This is a genomic window from Gimesia algae, from assembly GCF_007746795.1.
Taxonomy (GTDB): domain Bacteria; phylum Planctomycetota; class Planctomycetia; order Planctomycetales; family Planctomycetaceae; genus Gimesia; species Gimesia algae.
In genome coordinates, this window is the sequence record NZ_CP036343.1 from 1,407,052 (window position 1) to 1,423,437 (window position 16,386).

The window sequence follows — 16,386 nt, forward strand, 5'->3', positions numbered from 1 at the left end:
TCCCGTATTCCTGCCTGGAATACGGGATTTTTTACGAGACAGCCTTGATCCATCAAGACCTCACTCTACATTTACTTCCATGGAACCAGTTATGAAGCATCCTACAGTACTCTCTCTTATTCTACTGTCCCTCTTCTCTGTTACCGCAGGAATTCAGGCCAGTGAAAAATCAGGATTCACCTGGAAGGATCAGCCAGAAAACAAGGTGGCCGATCTGTACTATAATGGAAACCCTGTCCTGCAGTATGTCTATCCTTATGACGACTCATCGAAAGAAAGTTTTCACGACACATACAAGGTTTTTCATCATGTCTATGGACCTGGCAGCAAAGCCATCATCACCAAAGGCCCCGGTGGCAAATATACACACCACCGTGGCTTGTACGTCGGCTGGAATAAAACCAAATTCGAAGGCAAAGAGCTGGATTTCTGGCACTGTAAGAATGGCGCGCATCTGCGTCATGAAAAAATGCTGGAAATGAAAGGGGACTCCAAGCAAGGCACGATGACTTCGGAAATCCGCTGGGAAGATGCCAAGGGAAAACCGGTGATCATTGAAACTCGCACAGTAACAGTCACCCCGATTGAAGTCGCCAACTCTAAACTCCCTGCCTGGCAGATCGACTGGCAAACGCAACTGGAAAGCCAGCGCGGCGAAATTGTTCTGGACGGTGACCGCCAGCATGCCGGATTCCAGTACCGTGCCGCACAAGACGTTGCGGAATCTAACAATGCGACTTACGTCCGACCTGAAGGATTTCCCCAGCAGCCCGCTCCGTTTCAGGTCTCTGATAAAACCGATCCCAATGGCCATATCAACCTGGGCTGGTTTGCCATGTCCTACGAAATCGACGGAAAACGCTACAACGTGGAATATCTGGAAGACCCCAGCGTTCCCAAACCATCGCGTTATTCGGAACGTCCCTACGGTCGCTTTGGTGCCTTTTTCGATACGAAATTTGACGAAAGCAAACCACTGGAAATGAAGTACCGGGTGATTGTCAGTGAAGGAAACAAACCTACCCAGGCAGAAGTCCAGAAACATTACAACGAGTTTGTCTCTTCTTTAAAAAAGCAGGACTAGTCATGTCACAACCGACAGTTGCCATCATTGGAGCCAGTGCGGATCGACAGAAATACGGTAACAAGTCGGTCCGCGCTCATCTGAAACAAGGTTACAAAGTCTTCCCGGTTCATCCGACCGAAACGAATATCGAAGGCCTGACAGCTTACACAAGTCTGGCAGGGATTCCCGATGTGCATCTAAATCGGATTAGCGTGTATGTTCCACCTCACATCGGGATGGGCTTACTGGAAGAAATTCAGGCGAAAGGAGCCGACGAACTCTGGTTTAATCCGGGCAGCGAAAGTCCTGAGTTACTGCAGCGGGCCAGCGATCTCGGTTTGAATATCATCCAGGCCTGCAGTATCGTCGACATCGGTGAATCGCCGTCCGCTCATCCGGATTGAAATCAAATTGGGAATCGCGATTGAGCCCCGCTACCGGTTTGTATAGAATCAGAGTAGAGGTGGCATGTTTCCTGTTCAGGAAAACCTTATCAGTCCGTTATCCAAAAAAGTTTCGACCATGAAAAAATGTAGAGTCTGCAATAAACCCGCCGTCTACCACCTGACCGAAATTCAAAACGGGCAGGCACAGGCGCTTCATTTCTGCGAAGAACATTTCCAGGAATATATCAGCGGTCAGGCTCCCTCTGATGAATGGGAACCTCAGGATGAAGCCACACTGATCGAATTGAATTCACAGGATCTGGAACTGGATGAGGAACTGGAATGTCCGAATTGCGGGATTACTTTCCAGGAATTTCGCAGTGAAGGACGGCTGGGCTGTCCACATGACTACATCGCGTTCCGCGAGCCCTTAATTCAGCTCCTGGAAAATATTCATGGCGCCTGTGAGCATATTGGCAAGTTTCCGAAGCGGGCTCCCACGTCCAGTCAGCAGCAGTACAACCTGATCAAGCTCCGCAGAGAGCTGACGGCTGCGGTTGCAGAGGAAAATTACGAGACCGCCGCCTCGCTTCGTGATCAAATTTCAAAGCTGGAGCAGGAAGAAGAAAAAGAATCACCCGAGTCTGGTCCCTCAACAGAATAACGCGAATATTCCGTCTCAGATGCAGTAGATTCGAGAGAAGAAATCTTCGGGAATCCTACTGAAAATCAGACTTTTACTCTCCTTCGATTTGTATCAACTCCGGAAAATCGTTAGTATTCGCACTGAAAGTGACTCCATCCGGGGATGTGGTGGAATTGGCAGACACGCTAGATTTAGGATCTAGTGCCGCAAGGCGTGCAGGTTCAAGTCCTGTCATCCCCATTCAAAAGCACCGATGCCTGACTGGTATCAGTGCTTTTTTTATTTCGACTGCTTCTTCTCCAGAATTCGCACAACCTGGGCGTAGGTATCAATTTCGATCAGATCCCCGGTTTGGATTCTTATGGTTGCTTCTCGCGTACCGATTAATGTTGGTTTTTTCAACTCCCGCGCCAGAATGGCTGCGTGGCAGGCAATTCCGCCGTCATCAGTCACGATCGCACCACACTGCTGCAGTAAAGGCATCAATGCTGGATTGGACTGGATGGAAACCAAAACCTCATCAGGCGAGATGGTCAGACCCAGCGCATCCAGCTTGAGTACGACCCGCGCCCGCCCTTGAAAGATTCCCGGCCAGGCGACCTGGCCTGTCAGCTCATTGGTACTGGAACTGGCCTGCAATTTCCGCTGCTTAGACAGTCGAGTCAGTAAATATCCGGTTTGTGAGACCAGGTGAAATTCTTCCTGACCATCAATCATCTGGAAAATAAACCGTTTACCATTCTGTATTGCTTCGAAACGGGATTCCAACAGATCACGCGTCACAGTTCCTGCTTTCAACTCGCTCCACAACAGTAGATCACAGGCGCGATCCGGTTCTACAAAACCCAGTTGTTCTGCCGTCTGTAACGCCAGGGGCTGCAGGATATTTCGTTCGATCACCGGATACAGAGAGTGGGAGCGAATCTCCTCGGCCAATGCTCTCACTTCGGGGTCTTCAATCTGATGCGCTTCAATATAGATCAGAACCCAGGCAGGAAATACCGTTGTATGCTGGGCAATATCTGCAAACAGGTCCTCCAGTTCTGCCAAATTTTCAAATCCGCTCAAACCCTGTTCAATCACGGGAGCTGCCTGTGCATAAATTCCGAGACCGTATCTTAAGATTCGGATGAGTTGCTCTCGATCATTCTGAAACAGATCACCGATACGATCGAGAAATGCTTCGCTGGAAGTATGGGGATAAAACAGATTCATCATCCCTGTTTCATCCTGAATCAGTAATGCTTCATTCAGGTGCCCCCCGAGAGTATTGTCCGCATGCTTTGCATCCAGCCAGTAAGGTAAGATGGATGCAGCCAGCAGGAAAAAAGGACGACGCACGGTAAACTGCCATCCCTGCGAATCATCAATCAGCGTTTTATCGTATTCCGCTGCCAGGGTTGTAATCGGCCGCGCCTGTAAAACCTGAAAGTTCCCATCCTGAATAGCCCACTCTGTATCTATGGGATGGCCGTAATGCTTGTGTAACTGGTTCAGCAGGGCGGAATACTCGGAAACCTGTTGCTGTGTGATTTTCGGTTGTCTGCCTCGACTATCTAGCTTCTGCCAGACTGGCTTCGAGTTGCCCTCTCTGATCCACAACGCTTCTTTCTGATCCCCGGTGATTGATTCCAGAATCTGACAGGAACCCCGCTCGACAACAAACTGATCTGGAGTGATTCGTCCGGAAACGATCGCTTCTCCCAACCCCAGGCAGGCTTCGATTAATTGAATTTCAGATTCCTGAGTAACGGGATGAACCGAAAACCCAATTCCTGAGATATCACTCTGCACCATCTGTTGCACGACCACTGCCACAGATATTTCTCCAGTAGAAAATCCGTGACACCCGCCATAAGCCAACGCGGACTCGCTAAACAGAGACAACCAGCAGCTTCGGATTTTTTCAATAATTTCTCCAGGAGTAACATCCAGATATGTCTCCAGTTGTCCCGCCCAGGCGCTGGTGGCACTGTCTTCACACGTCGCACTGGATCGGACCGAAACACGCGGAGCTGCTAATTCCTCTGCTGCGATCTGCACAGCTTCACAGATTTCAACAGGCACCTCAACGGCTTCAATACAGGATCGAATGCGCTGATGAGCCTGTGAATAATCGATCTCATTGGATTTCGATGCCTGCATTATTTCAAGCATCGGGCGCTGGAGTACAGTTGCAGAAAAAAAACTGCGGAAAGCAGCGCTTGTTACAACAAAACCAGGGGGAACCGGCGCCCGTGCACGCATCAACTCTCCCAGGGAAGCTCCTTTCCCTCCCGCTTCAGCTACCAACGAGGAGTCCAGCTCAGAGAGTTGATAAATAAGACGGCCCATTTTTTCTCCTGATTAAATCGAAGGAAGCCAGTTTCAGGATCACTTAAGCAGAATCAGTAAAGAAGTAACGAATTTAATTCTCAATGTTAACTCACCTCCGAATTTCCACGGATCTGACTGCTCTCCGAAAATAAATAACTTTGATCACTTCCCTTCATCAGAGAAAATAGACACACAAGTATCACCTGTCTTATTCGATTTCCAATGAAACGTTAAGAAAATACCCCGCCCAACGACATAATCGATTCGTCTATGTGAAGGGCGACCTTTAAGCCTTTATTATACAATGTCTTACTAACCGAAAATTTTGATCAATCAAAATTCTCAAAGAAAAACCCAGCATTTAATTAAATTTCTTAACAAACGAGGTTGCGTGAGCTTAATACCAGTCACATAATTAGCTGGCACTGTTAAGTAATGTTTACAAACAGTAGCAAAACTGATTTCGCTAGTTGCGCGCTCCCATTAACGAAACACCAGTCTCGTCCATTCTTCTGAGTTCTATTTCGTTATTCTCATTCTATGAAAAAGGCACTTTCATGCGCGCACTTAAATCACGGAAACATGGTTTCACATTAATTGAGCTACTGGTAGTGATTGCGATCATTGCAATCTTAATCGCACTGCTGTTACCTGCAGTTCAACAGGCCCGCGAAGCAGCTCGTCGCAGTACCTGTAAAAACAATCTGAAACAGATGGGCCTGGCCCTTCATAACTACCACGATACACATCGCGTGTTCCCACCAGCCACAGTTAATGCAGGTCTGCAATATTGTGATAACGTTCATGGAAACACTGGTAATTTATTGAATCACACTTGTTATCAAATGATACTCCCCTTCATAGATCAGGCAAATATTTACAATCAGTACAACTGGAGTCTTCCCAGTGGCCGTGCTAACCATGGAACCACTTGCACTGGGACTGTCACTACAGACCAGTACTCAGTAGTGAAATCTCCCGTACCCGTTTTTCTCTGCCCATCGGATCCGGGTAATCCATCGAACTCAACCACATCCAGTGCTTATTATGTAAGTCCAGGCTGGCGTACCAGCTATGGAGTTGTGAACTATACGACGGGTGGTAACGGTGGAAGCTGGGGGGCCAACACAAGTACTTCAAAGGGAGCATTAGGTCCTAACGGTGCAGCAAGATTCCGAGACATCACAGATGGCACTACCAATACGATGATCTTTTGTGAAACAAAATTACTCAAAACTTCATCCAGCTATGGTCCCTACTGGAATGCAGCCACCCATACGTTTTTTATTCTGCCGGGTTCAGCATCTTATGCCATCAATTACAACTATGATGGAAACAACAAGCAGTATGCCTGGGGCGCAGGCAGTCATCACGTAGGTGGTGCTCATGTTATGCTGGCTGATGGATCCGTGCGATTCCTCAGTGAAAATGTCGACCGGGTCGGCGTTGTTGCTGCTTTGATTTCTATCCGAGGTGGGGAGATCGTTCCGGAATTCTAACGGACTGAAATCTCTTACTACTTCTGTCTATCGTCTGCAATACCGCGATGGCATATTGCCGTCGCGGTATTTTTAATCTCCAATAGCAGTCTGCGTACATTTTCACTGTTTGCGCACTTTTTGAATAAGAACTTTATATATCATGATCGATGTATTTATTCCCCAACGCTTTAACTCAGTCTTCTATGCCTTTTTCATTTTATGCGTTGCAGGCTGCGGAAGCGGGGGAGAACCCATCCCCGAACTCGCGCAAGTCACAGGCGTCGTCACCATGGATGGTGCTCCACTCGAAGGCGCAAAAGTTATTTTTGAACCACAGCAGGCCACTGACAAAGCCAGACGCCGTGCTTCCAGTGCAACCACGGAAAGTGATGGTTCTTACACACTCGAGTACAATTCTGATGCCTCCGGGGCGACACCAGGAACCCACAAAGTCATGATTCTAAAGATGCCAGACAACCCGGAAGATGCGGGCATACAACTGGTACCCGCTAAATATAATGATAAAACGGAACTGACAGCTGAGGTCGAAGTAGGCAACAACACTTTCAACTTCGATTTAAAATCAAAGTAGCATCACTCCACAGACAGGCTGGTTGGTTGCCGAACCGTCAGCTTGTCTTCCGTGGGCTCTACCGCGGCAACATAATGACTGCTGCGTAACAGGAAGCGTTTCTCGACCAGGTTCCACATCAAAATTGCCCCGACTGCAGTCAAACAGATTGTTGTCAGCAGGAACAGCCACGGTCGGTCCACAAACCAGCCGGAAACCAGCAGTAACTGCAAAATAGGGACGTGCAGAATATAGACCCCGTAGGAAAAATCACCGTATTTCCCGAAGTTCCCTGCATACAGAAACAGTCCAAAAAAGACGATCAGCGCTGCCAGCGCGGCAGGCTGCAGCCAGGGCAGGGGAAAAGCCAGAGCATCAATCGCCAGAATACCTGCAGCAGCAGCCACAAAATATTTGATGTGACGCTCAAAAAATGGCAGGTAATAAAACAGCGCTGCTCCTGACATAAAGAAACACATCTGCCCCGGCAGTTGTCGTGCCAGTTGCGCGTAGAACTCAACCCCCGTCCTCGTAGAAGCCGACAACAGCAGTTCGCTGTAGGCAATCGAGAGCACATAAATCAAAATCAGGAACGGCAGCCTGGGGAAACGTCTGAAGAAATAAACCAGCACTGGCACTGCAATATAAAACATCACCTCAATCTTGAGTGTCCATAGAGCGCCGTTGACTGCAACAAACTTATTTTCTGTAAAGACTCCAGGCAGTGAAAGGTGCAGGAAATTCAAGAATGTCAGGTTCGCCGCAACGTACTTTACCCACTCCAGTGAAAAATAATCCTGAACTGAACTCTGACTGACCAGCACCAGACAGAACGCAGACAGCATCACCACCGTAAAGTAAGCCGGATAAATCCTCCGGAATCGTTTACCAGAATACGATTTTAGTGAAGAAGAGCGTTCGTAACTCATCACGATCAGAAAACCACTGACAACAAAAAATCCCTGAACGGCGATTTTTGAAGACAGGAGGCCCGCCAGAGACTCCAGCGCTGCGAAATCGGAAACCTGGTAGGTATGAACCAGACAGACGATTGACGCCAGCAGTAATCGTATCAGATCGAAGTTATTCTTTTTCAGACGAGGGTGATCAAGAGGCAGCGAATCCATTTTCTGTCCCGGAGTGAAACCATCAATAATAGTGAAATTTCGGTTCGGACTGTCGCTGAACTCTCAAAATCTGTCAATATGGATGTCAATCGATAATAAAGCGTGTACCCCCGTAAACACTCAGGTGATCGGGAGCAGGCAGTAGCAAATTCTCCTGAATGTTCGCTCACTCGAACTGCTGGTTGTCCCTGCTTTGATCGGCGGATTTCATCTCAGAACCTGCATCAGAGTGAATCCGATTATCATGCGCCGCCGATCGCTGATGCTCCTGAAACAGACTGGCCGTAAAGTCCTGTTCCTGCTCGGTTAAGCGAAACCCGTGATCATAGGTAGGCCTTTCTGGAAATCGATCTGTGGAGGTGACAAAGACGCCTGCCAGACTGACCAGAATATTTAATGCCAGCATGATCATACAACTACTGGTCGGCTCGCTTGCCACAGGACTGGAAAGATTCGGCGATTCCCGCTCTGAATCCTGCTCCTCGTAAGCCATGTTACAGTCGCAAAATTGACACTGATCTACATCCAGTTCGATGTCCGCCTGACAGCCGGGACATTTCTGATACTGGGTGCGTTGTTCTCTGAAATAATACTCCCTCATTTCCGTTCCCCCTATACTGGTACATCAAACTGAAAATACAGATGCCAGGACGAATGGGCCCGCAATCTCCTGAGGGTTATTTTAAATCATGGAAACGAAGGTGACAATCTTTTTCTGAAAATGACAACAGTGAGAAAACGATTATTCACAGAATATAAATACAGAGTATTGCATAGTCCTAATTTTTAGCATCCTTCTCTCTCATCAGCTTGTCATTAAAATCAGCAGGTTTTGAGCCACTTTTGAGTCGCAGGTTGGCCCCCATGCGACGTTTGTGACTGAAGGGGACCCGGTCGGCGTCCGCTTTCTCCAGGATCGCATGCAGGTCTGCACGCATTTTCTGAATGCGTTTCTGCTGGTCCTTGTCAAAAATCAGATTATGCTCTTCGTGGGGATCTTTCTCCATATCGTAGAGTTCGTCGATATCCCAGATGCCGTGGTATTGAATGAATTTATACCGCGGTGTTCGCAGCGCGAACGTAGTCGGCGTCTGGGGGAAATTGTATTCCCAGTAGTACTCATAGAGAATATTCTGTCGCCAGTCTTTCGCAGGTATCTTCCCGGCTGCCAGTTGCAGAAAGCTTTGGCCATCCATTTGAGGGGGTGTTTTCAAACCGGCCGCTGCCAGGATCGTCGGTCCGATATCAATATTTGCAACGACTTCATTAATGACGGTTCCCGGTTTCCAGAGACCGGGGCAGACCCCCACCAGAGGCACACGCATCGATGCTTCATAGGCAGTCCGTTTGTCGATGAGACCATGTTCGCCCCACTGAAACCCGTTGTCTCCCATATACATCACCAGCGTATTCTCTGCCAGGCCGTTTTCTTTCAGCCATTTCCGGACGCGGGCAATCGACTCGTCGACACTCAATAAGGCTTCACAATACAGGCGGTAATGTTCTTCGATATCAGTATCCTGGTGATAGGCGAAATCGACGCCATGCCAGCTGTTCCGCTGGTTCTTGAGCCACATCGGCTTGTTAAAGTAATTCTCCGAGGTGTTCTCCATTGTTTTCGGAATCGGCATCGACTTGTCTTTATAACGTCCCGCGTGTCGCTTCGCCGGATGGAACATCCCGTGCACGCCTTTATGAGACAGATAGACGAAGAACGGTTTTCCACTTGGTTTCACCGTATCATCCAGCCACTCGATGGCGTAATCTGTCAGTTCATCTGTGATATACCCTTTCTGAGGCACTGATTTCCCATCGATATTCAACGACCATTTTTTCAGATGTTCCGGCGGATAATAATGGCCTTGTCCGCGAAATGAGATCCATTTATCAAAACCAGGTCGTGGATCATCCGAGTGTCCCCCCATATGCCACTTCCCAAAAAAACCAGTCTTATAGCCTGCATCCTGCAGATACTGGGGAAAGAAGATCGTGCCCGGTTTTGCTGATACGTTGTTATCCACGACGCCATGATTATGCATGTACTGACCGGTTAAGATCGATGCACGGCTGGGCGAACAGAGCGAAGTCGTAACCATCGCATTTTTGAAGTACACGCCGTCTTTGGCCAGCGCATCCATTGCCGGAGTCTCCACCCACGGATGCCCCAGAAAACCCATCACATCGTAACGATGATCATCGGCAAGGATGAAAACCACGTTTTTGGGTTTCGCTCCCTCAATCTTTTCCAGTTTTAAATCGGCGGCGGAAACCGAAGTGAGCAGGATACAGAACAGTAAGCACATCAGAGAAATCAGTCGCATGAGTTCACCCGTTGTCAGGAATTATTAGTCGTTTTCTATAACAAAATCGAAAGAGCTTTCCGCTCGTGGATAAATGTGATCGCTCTCAACTCGTTCAATTATTGAGCTGTCGCGGCGTCTGTATTTTTCACATCGGATCCCGATTTTTCCAGTTTCATTTCCTCTTTGTCGTCCTCTGGATCCGCTTTCAGAATGACACCACCATAGGTCGATTTCAGATGTCCGTCCGGGGATTCAAAGAGAACAATTTCATTCGCATTGGCGTTTTTGTCTTTCAACACCATATTATCAATGCCCCAGGTAACCTTATAGTTCAAGTCTTTGATTTTCTTGATCGCATCCAGAGCATCCTGCTGCGCAGGGTTCTGCAAACTGGCTGCATAAGTTTCGAGATCTCCCCAGTTCTGAGGCACTTTTTTCTTGATCTCTGCACTGATTTTATAGATGGCTGTCACGATATCCAGTGCGTTTTCTTCAGGACTCATCGGGGCCACTGCTTTCGGCGGAGACGCTGATCGACCGCAACCGGCGATTAAGAAAACGCACATCAGAGACATGACCGCCAACCAAATTCGATTCGTTTCCATCCTGTATCATTCCGAAATAAGCTTATGATTTTCTTTGAGAGTTAAATACAAACAAAATCATAACGGGCTCTCTAACGACTGTACACACTCCCTCTGTATCCGTACTCTTTTTTTAAAACATAACCACAGCGTACAGGATTGATCCTCTCCCACACTGGTACATCATCCTTTTTTTTTCATAATACAACCTGTTTAGTAAATTCATGCTTTACTCATCGGGATTCAATATTGATGTACGACTGTGTGATTATCGGAGCAGGGCATAACGGTCTGGTGTGCGCCCATCAGTTGGCAAAGCAGGGCTGGAAAATCCTGGTACTGGAACGTCGCGATCTGGTCGGCGGCGCCTGCGTGACCGAGGAACTCTGGCCCGGTTTCAAAGTCTCAACGGCTTCTTACCTGGTCAGTCTACTGTTGCCCGAAATCGAACAGGAAATGCAACTGGCCCGTCACGGTTATCGTGTGCTGCCGCGCAACCCCAGTTCTTTCACACCAGGCACTGATGGCAGATCTCTGCTGCTCGGCCCTGACCAGAAACAGAATCAGGAACAGATTTCACAGTTCAGTCCACGTGATGCCGAACAGTTCCCCCAATATGAAGCGATGCTGGAAAAAATCGCCGAATGTCTGGAACCTGCGCTAATGCAGACGCCACCCGATCTGCTGCCTTTACCTGCCAGTTGGCGGACGGTCGGCTTGAGGAAAAAACTCCGCGACACGAAAACCGCATACCACTTGCATCAGTCATTGAAAAAACTGGGAGAAACGATTCCCGAAGCAATCGAACTGCTCACCGGCCCCGCGCTTCCTATTCTGAATCGTTGGTTCGAATCCGATATCCTCAAAGCAACACTGGCCACCGATGCGATTATCGGCACCTTTCAACCTCCATCCGCTCCGGGAACGGCTTATGTATTACTGCATCACGTCATGGGTTCCGCCGGCGGCGCGCGTGGTGTGTGGGGTTATGTGGAAGGAGGCATGGGAGCTTTGAGCCAGGCAATGGCGGCCTCTGCGAAAGCAGCAGGTGTTGAGATTCGCACGGGTGTCACTGTTGAAGAAATCCTAATCTCGGATCAGCAGATCTCTGGAGTTCGCTTATCCAATGGTGAAACGATCCCTACTCGTTCTGTTGCTTCGAACGCCGACGCCCATATTACCTTCGAAAAACTGATCCCGACTGGCACGCTTCCTGCACCTTTCGAAAAAGCCGTCAGCCGGATTGACTACAGCAGCGCCAGTATGAAAATTAACGTTGCCGTCAGTGAACTCCCCGATTTTACCTGTCTACCCGGCTGTCAGGAACCACAACCACAACATCGCGGGACCATCCACATCGGTGCCACCTGTGAAGAAATCGAACGGGCCTACGATGATGCCAAGTACGGTAAACCGTCACAAAAGCCCATCATTGAAATGACGATTCCCTCAGCCGTCGACACCACTCTGGCTCCTCCCGGCCAGCACATCCTGTCACTGTTCGTGCAATACGCCCCGTACCAACTGGCCAGTGGTACCTGGGATGAGATCAAAGAAGACTTCGCGGATCGTTGTATTAATCGTATTGCCGAATTCGCGCCGAATGTACCTGCTTCAGTGCTGCATCGTCAGGTTCTCTCACCACTCGATCTGGAACGGACCTTCAGCCTGACAGGTGGCAATATTTTCCAGGGCGCAATGCCCGCTCATCAGTTATACAACATGCGTCCGGTCCCCGGCTGGAGCGATTACCGCACGCCCATCAAAGGGCTCTACCTGTGTGGAAGTGCCGCCCATCCAGGAGGCGGTGTGATGGGTGCCTGCGGTCGCAACGCCGCGCGGGAGATGCTGCGGGATGGCAAGTCTTAGCCCAGTTCCAGAATCACGTTTGTGCCTCCAGAACCATCAATGCCGTGTATCATCGCCATGAGAAATGCAATCGTGGAATGTGATGCACTCGAGGTCAAGTCTTTCTTAAAAACATACGCCGCCATTTATTCTCACCTTTAAAGCAGCCTGTACAGAGTAAACCTCAGAAACCTATCCCTGAACAGGCACATCTATGAGGGTTTTCATCGTGTCGTGGGCGTTACAGTCGCATGAATCGGATCGATCCTTCTACCCGCATTAATGAAGCGGCACTCCAGTTTCATTGTATGCGGTCCAGCCGTTTTAAACTGATTTGTCGCTACAGAAATTCTGATTACCAGAGATCACGCGTCACATCATTTCCTTCCTTGATATTTCTTCATTGGGATGCCGAAAGAGATAATGCCGGACGCAAGTCTCAGACTGAACAGCGCTCACCCATCAACACTTTCAATTTCATATTTTTAGATCAGGTCATGAGCTCGGAACCAGATTCCCTGCACAGACATTTTGGAGAACTGCTTTGATACGTCTTATTAAATACATGGTCCTCATGGGTATTATCATCACTACGACACTGTGCCCCTCGAAGACTTTCGCCTGCACAGGGATCACCATCAAACCGAAAGATGGCTCGATCATCTTCGGACGCACACTCGAGTTTGCACAGGAACTGCATTCGAATATTATCATCGTACCCCGGAACCTCAATTTTGTGGGTACAGCACCTGACCAGAAGCAGGGGCTCACCTGGACCACCCAATACGGATTCGTCGGGATGAATGCCTTTGGTCTGCCGATTATAGCAGATGGGGTCAACGAGAAAGGGCTACACGTCGGTATCTTTTATTTTCCCGGTTATGCCGATTTTGAGACAGTTACAGAGAAAGACCTCACCCGAACCATCAGTCCTCAGCAAGTGCCCGTTTACCTCTTGAGCAACTGTATCACAGTCGATGACGTGATTGAAAAAATCAAACAGGTCAAAGTCGGCAAAGTCGTTCTGGAGCAGTTGGGCGGCATTCCCCCTTTTCACTATATCGCGACTGACGCGAGTGGCAAATCAATCGTTCTCGAATACATCAAAGGCGAATTAAATATCCATCAAAACCCGTTGGGAGTTTTTACCAATGCTCCTGCATTTGACTGGCATCTCACAAATCTGGGAAATTATGTGAACCTGACAGACACGAATAAACCAGATGTGATGATTGGCGATATCAAAATTAATGGGTTTGGTAAAGTAGCAGGCATGTTTGGAATCCCCGGAGACTTTACACCACCATCAAGATTTGTACGCGCAACTGCTTTTTCAGGAACTGCCTTACCGGTCCAGACGGCCCTTGAGGGTGTCCTGCAGACTTTCCATATTCTCAACCAGTTCGACATTCCCAAAGGGGCAGTACGTGGCTCCATGAATGGTAAATCATCCGTGGATTATACTTTGTGGACCGCAGTCACCGATCTCACAAATTTACGTTATTACTTTCGCACACATGAAGACAGCACCATTCGTATGATTAATTTAAATTGTGTCGACCTGAATGCAACCGAGATCAAAACAATCTCGATTCAAGGTGAAGAGCAGATTATAGATGTCTCTGGTTGTGCCAGATAAAAAAGTCTCAGCCAAGGTCGTCTATGTAAACTGATCTATCGCATTGGCTACTTCGGCCGAACCAGTTCGACCTCGACATGAGTCAGCATTTTTTCTGCTGCTTCACCGTCTATCTGTCGTATCAGCATCCTGCCGATCTCCTGGCCATAGGCAACAGGAGAAAGGCAGGCGCGGATGTAAGGAAACGGGCAGTCTGACTGCTCTCGGGCGAACCGGTCTGCTACAACCAGCACCGGACGCCTGCTCTTAGGCAGTGGCTCTCCGAATACACATTCTCCAATCGCCCGCGCTGCCGGTTCCGAGCGACACAGTACTCCCAGCTTGTCTCTTGACTGATGGAGCACTTCTAAAACAGCCGCCTGTATCGCCCGGTCATCTGCGGGAAGACAACGAATACAAAGTTGACCCAGACCAAAACCCGCTGCATTCAGCTCCCGTTGAATCGTATCCAGCAACTGATGATCTCCCGCCGTCACCTGATCCCGCAGTACAACCAGAATCCGCGCGCACTTCTTTCGCAGCAGTTCCTGAATCAACAGACGACTAATCTGTTCCTGATCACGATCAATCTGCGCCAGTCCGGTAATCGAAGGCTGCAGTAGGCCATTTACCACTGTGGGAAGGCCACTCTCTTCCAGAATTCGCTGCACTCCCACTTGAGCCCGCTGCAGAACAAATCCTTCCGTCTCGCTCGACTTCAACGCACGATTGACAATCTCCTCCACATACGCTTCTTCCTCACGATGGGGCAGAAAGTTGAATTGCAACTCAGCATCCGGCAGTTCCCGCTGTATACCGATCACAATCCCATCAGCCAGTAAGCCTTCTCGTTCCAGAAACTTTTGATGTACCACCAGATGCACGCACTTCAAACTATGTAACTGTTCCACATCGTGTTCAGCAATGAATGTTCCCGCACGTTGCTTGCGAACCAGTACGCGACGCTGCGTCAGCAACTGCAACGCCCGGTTGGCGGTGGTACCACTCACTTGAAACGAGCGAGCCGTCTCACTGGTTGTAAAATAAGGATCGCCGGGTTTCAGCTTACGCGCCTGAATATCAGTCTGAATCCGCTCGGCCAGATCCACAATCGCCGGTTTCATAGAGGTATCTCATTCGTTTGAAAAAATGGGTTTTATGCTTTCAATTCTGTTCGCACTTTTATAATATTACAACAGAGATAATAATATCGCAACATAAATATTATTAACCTGAAACGGGAAACTGGTAAAATGACACACCTTCCGCTGCGTTCCATGCTGTTTTTCTCCCTCTCACTGTTCGTGATTCTCTCGCCGCTGCAATACAGCCAGGCCGACGATCTGCAGAAAACGGTCCTGTTCGAAGCACGCGACGGTCTATATCATCACTACCGAATCCCCGGCATCATCACCTCGAAGCAGGGGACACTGCTCGCATACTGTGAAGCCCGTAAAGCAGCCGGCGACTGGGCCAACATCGATATTCTGATGCGCCGCAGCACCGATGGCGGCAAGACCTGGTTGGCCCCTCAGACAATTCATGATGCGAAAGAAAACACCGTCAATAATGTCGTCGCCTTCGCCGATAACCAGACCGGTCAGGTCCATCTGCTTTATTGTGAAAACTACGGCCGTTGCTTTTATATCGACAGCAAAGATGACGGCAAGACGTTCAGTGACCCCGTTGAAATCACCAGTGTCTTCGAACAGTTTCGCAAAGAATACGACTGGAACGTGATCGCCACCGGCCCCGGTCATGGAATTCAACTGCAGAACGGGCGATTGCTCGTTCCTGTCTGGCTTTCGACGGGGGGTAAAAAACATCGTCCGTCCAGCGTCGCCACCATCTTCAGTGACAATCACGGCAAAACCTGGCAGCGCGGTGACATTATTGTCAAGCAGGGAGATACCGTCGCCGGTGAAACGGTTGTGAATCCCAGCGAAACCGTCGCCGTCCAGTTGTTCAATAATCAGGTCCTGGTTAATATCCGTACTGAATCAGAGCCTCATCGTCGTCTGATTGCCGTAAGCGACAACGGTGCCACCAACTGGACGAACAAACATTTTGACGATCAACTCCTCGAACCGGTCTGCATGGCCAGCATCCTGCGTCTGCCCGCCAGCAAATCACAGCCGAAGAATGCCATTGTCTTCGCCAACCCGGACAATCTGGAAAACAAAACCAAACGCAGAAAGCCCAATCGCGACCGCAAAAACCTGACGCTGCAGGTCAGCTTTGATGACTGTCACACCTGGGCCAGCAAACAGGTCCTCGAACCGGGTATCAGCGGCTACAGCGATTTAGCAGCGCTGTCCGATGGTACGATCTTCTGTTTCTACGAAGATGGCGGCTTTAAAAATAATGGTTACGACACAACCGCCTTGACAATCGCCCGATTTCCATTGAAATGGATCCTACAGGACTGACCCGAACACAG

15 protein-coding genes and 1 tRNA gene are annotated in these 16,386 nt (G+C 49.0%); 9 read left to right on the forward strand and 7 right to left on the reverse strand.

Annotation, left to right across the window (positions count from 1 at the left end; translation table 11 throughout):
- Positions 1–91 precede the first annotated feature (91 nt).
- The 4 genes from Pan161_RS05225 (at position 92) to Pan161_RS05240 (ending at position 2,338) form a co-directional block, all read left to right on the forward strand.
- Entirely contained in the window at positions 92–1,084 is a 993-nt protein-coding gene (locus tag Pan161_RS05225; protein WP_145224686.1) for a DUF6807 family protein, read from the forward strand.
- Between the two features lie 2 nt (positions 1,085–1,086).
- Positions 1,087–1,470 (forward strand): CoA-binding protein, encoded by a 384-nt coding sequence (locus tag Pan161_RS05230; protein WP_145224688.1) that lies wholly within the window; start codon positions 1,087–1,089, stop codon positions 1,468–1,470.
- A gap of 118 nt (positions 1,471–1,588) precedes the next feature.
- Positions 1,589–2,116, forward strand: coding sequence for a UvrB/UvrC motif-containing protein (locus Pan161_RS05235; RefSeq protein ID WP_145224690.1), 528 nt, complete (start codon positions 1,589–1,591; stop codon positions 2,114–2,116).
- Positions 2,117–2,256: 140 nt separating this feature from the next.
- A tRNA-Leu gene (locus tag Pan161_RS05240) sits at positions 2,257–2,338 on the forward strand.
- 39 nt (positions 2,339–2,377) lie between these two features.
- Here the strand turns inward: Pan161_RS05240 and Pan161_RS05245 are convergent.
- Positions 2,378–4,432 (reverse strand): PEP/pyruvate-binding domain-containing protein, encoded by a 2,055-nt coding sequence (locus tag Pan161_RS05245; RefSeq protein WP_145224693.1) that lies wholly within the window; start codon positions 4,430–4,432, stop codon positions 2,378–2,380.
- A gap of 539 nt (positions 4,433–4,971) precedes the next feature.
- Between Pan161_RS05245 and Pan161_RS05250 the strand changes: the two genes are divergently transcribed.
- Positions 4,972–5,913, forward strand: coding sequence for a DUF1559 domain-containing protein (locus tag Pan161_RS05250; protein WP_145224695.1), 942 nt, complete (start codon positions 4,972–4,974; stop codon positions 5,911–5,913).
- 142 nt (positions 5,914–6,055) lie between these two features.
- Positions 6,056–6,487 (forward strand): carboxypeptidase-like regulatory domain-containing protein, encoded by a 432-nt coding sequence (locus Pan161_RS05255; protein ID WP_145224697.1) that lies wholly within the window; start codon positions 6,056–6,058, stop codon positions 6,485–6,487.
- A 2-nt stretch (positions 6,488–6,489) separates the two neighbouring features.
- On the opposite strand, the gene Pan161_RS05260 is transcribed toward Pan161_RS05255, so the two are convergent.
- The 4 genes from Pan161_RS05260 to Pan161_RS05275 form a co-directional block, all read right to left on the reverse strand.
- Positions 6,490–7,593, reverse strand: a complete 1,104-nt coding sequence (locus Pan161_RS05260; protein ID WP_145224699.1) for an acyltransferase family protein — start codon at positions 7,591–7,593, stop codon at positions 6,490–6,492.
- Positions 7,594–7,759: 166 nt separating this feature from the next.
- A complete protein-coding gene (locus Pan161_RS05265; RefSeq protein WP_145224701.1) occupies positions 7,760–8,194 on the reverse strand; it encodes a hypothetical protein in 435 nt (144 codons plus the stop codon).
- 178 nt (positions 8,195–8,372) lie between these two features.
- Positions 8,373–9,914, reverse strand: a complete 1,542-nt coding sequence (locus Pan161_RS05270; protein WP_145224703.1) for a sulfatase family protein — start codon at positions 9,912–9,914, stop codon at positions 8,373–8,375.
- 98 nt (positions 9,915–10,012) lie between these two features.
- Positions 10,013–10,399 (reverse strand): hypothetical protein, encoded by a 387-nt coding sequence (locus tag Pan161_RS05275; RefSeq protein WP_145224705.1) that lies wholly within the window; start codon positions 10,397–10,399, stop codon positions 10,013–10,015.
- Positions 10,400–10,639: 240 nt separating this feature from the next.
- On the opposite strand from Pan161_RS05275, the gene Pan161_RS05280 reads away from it, so the two are divergent.
- Entirely contained in the window at positions 10,640–12,349 is a 1,710-nt protein-coding gene (locus Pan161_RS05280) for a phytoene desaturase family protein (RefSeq protein WP_261342940.1), read from the forward strand.
- On the opposite strand, the gene Pan161_RS31200 is transcribed toward Pan161_RS05280, so the two are convergent.
- The gene (locus tag Pan161_RS31200) at positions 12,346–12,474 is read right to left on the reverse strand and encodes a hypothetical protein (protein WP_261342941.1); all 129 of its coding nucleotides are present in this window, start codon (positions 12,472–12,474) and stop codon (positions 12,346–12,348) included. The genes Pan161_RS05280 and Pan161_RS31200 overlap by 4 nt on opposite strands.
- A 398-nt stretch (positions 12,475–12,872) precedes the next feature.
- Between Pan161_RS31200 and Pan161_RS05285 the strand changes: the two genes are divergently transcribed.
- On the forward strand, positions 12,873–13,967 hold the full coding sequence (locus Pan161_RS05285; protein ID WP_232103630.1) for a linear amide C-N hydrolase: 1,095 nt from the start codon (positions 12,873–12,875) through the stop codon (positions 13,965–13,967).
- Positions 13,968–14,014: 47 nt separating this feature from the next.
- Here the strand turns inward: Pan161_RS05285 and Pan161_RS05290 are convergent, their stop codons facing one another.
- Complete coding sequence (locus Pan161_RS05290) at positions 14,015–15,070, reverse strand: GntR family transcriptional regulator (RefSeq protein ID WP_145224706.1); 1,056 nt, start codon at positions 15,068–15,070, stop codon at positions 14,015–14,017.
- Positions 15,071–15,199: 129 nt separating this feature from the next.
- Here Pan161_RS05290 and Pan161_RS05295 point away from each other — a divergent pair, with 129 nt between their 5' ends.
- The gene (locus Pan161_RS05295; RefSeq protein ID WP_197995707.1) at positions 15,200–16,375 is read left to right on the forward strand and encodes a sialidase family protein; all 1,176 of its coding nucleotides are present in this window, start codon (positions 15,200–15,202) and stop codon (positions 16,373–16,375) included.
- The last annotated feature ends 11 nt before the right edge of the window (positions 16,376–16,386 follow it).